This window comes from Streptomyces sp. TAA486 (assembly GCF_000426165.1).
The window spans coordinates 1-1239 of record NZ_AUEV01000036.1; the positions used below are offsets into that span (position 1 = coordinate 1).

Consider the following 1239-nt stretch of genomic DNA (forward strand, 5'->3'; position numbering starts at 1 on the left):
ACTCACCGAACGCCTCACCGCCGTCGACGGCCTCCTCATCATCAACTCCCCCACCGGCGGCCCCACCACCATCACCGCCGAACTCCCCTGGCGTGGGCGGGACGAAGACCAAGGGCAAGGCAGCGACAGCACGGCTCCCCGCAAACGCGGGCGCAGGCAGCGCGCGCGGAGCCGCTGACTCCGGGCCACCGGAGCCGCAGCCCCCGGGGTCACGGCCCGCCGTCACCACGGGTGGGGTAAACCCCCGCCACAAGACGCGTGCTCACGCCATGGCCGCGGAACGTGCCGGCAGCGGATTCTGTGAGTGAGGCTCACGCGGGCCGTGCACCGGGCCCTACCCGGGCTCGCCACCCGCCGGGCCCGCCCCGCGCCCGGCGCGCGTACGGCATTCGCCCCACGGACCCCGGAAGGACGGGCACCTCCCATGGCCACCGCATCCGACATCGCGCGGCCCCGCCCCCACGGGGTGCCGGGTGTGCTGCGCGCGCCCTTCGAGGGCCGCACCTGGCTCGAGTTCCTGCACGTGGTCACGGGCATGCCCCTGGCGTGCGTGTACTTCGCGTACGCGGTCACCATGCTCTCGACGGGCGCCGGGCTGCTGATCACCTTCCTCGGAGTGCCCATCCTCGCCGCGGGCCTGCTGGGCTGCCGCGCGATCGGCCGCCTGGAACGGGCACGCGCAAGGACGCTGCTGAGCCTGGAGATCGCCGAGCCCGAGCCCGTACGGACGCTCCAGCGGCGCAACGGGCTGATGGCGTGGGGGGGAGCCCTGCTGCGCAGCGGCGTCTCCTGGCGGCATCTGCTCTACGCGGTGCTGCACTTCCCGTGGGCGGTCTTCTCCTTCGTCGTCTCCGTCGTCCTGTGGTCCCTGGCGTGGCCGCTGGCGCTGTATCCCGCCTGGCAGTGGGTCTATCCGCGGTACCTGGACCAGCCTGGAATCGGGTGGTCCGAGGGCGGCACCGCGGGCTGGTACGCGGACCGGCCGCTGGAACTGCTGGCCGTCGCCGTCACCGGAGTGGCGCTGCTGCTGGTCACACCGTGGGTCGTGCGGGGACTCACCCAGGTCGACCGTCTGATGGTGTTCGGGCTGCTCGGCCCGTCCTCCCTCGCGACGCGTGTACGGGAGCTGGAGTCGGATCGTGGCTCGGTGGTCGACACCGCGGCCGCGGACCTGCGCCGCATCGAACGCGACCTCCACGACGGCGCCCAAGCACGCCTCGTCGCCCTCGCCATGGACCT

General features: G+C 73.2%; 1 protein-coding gene. It reads left to right on the forward strand.

Features of this window, described 5'->3' with window-relative positions; all coding sequences use genetic code 11:
- Positions 1 to 424: 424 nt before the first annotated feature.
- On the forward strand, positions 425 to 1239 hold an 815-nt coding region (locus tag I004_RS0127780), incomplete at its 3' end, for a sensor domain-containing protein (RefSeq protein ID WP_037978203.1).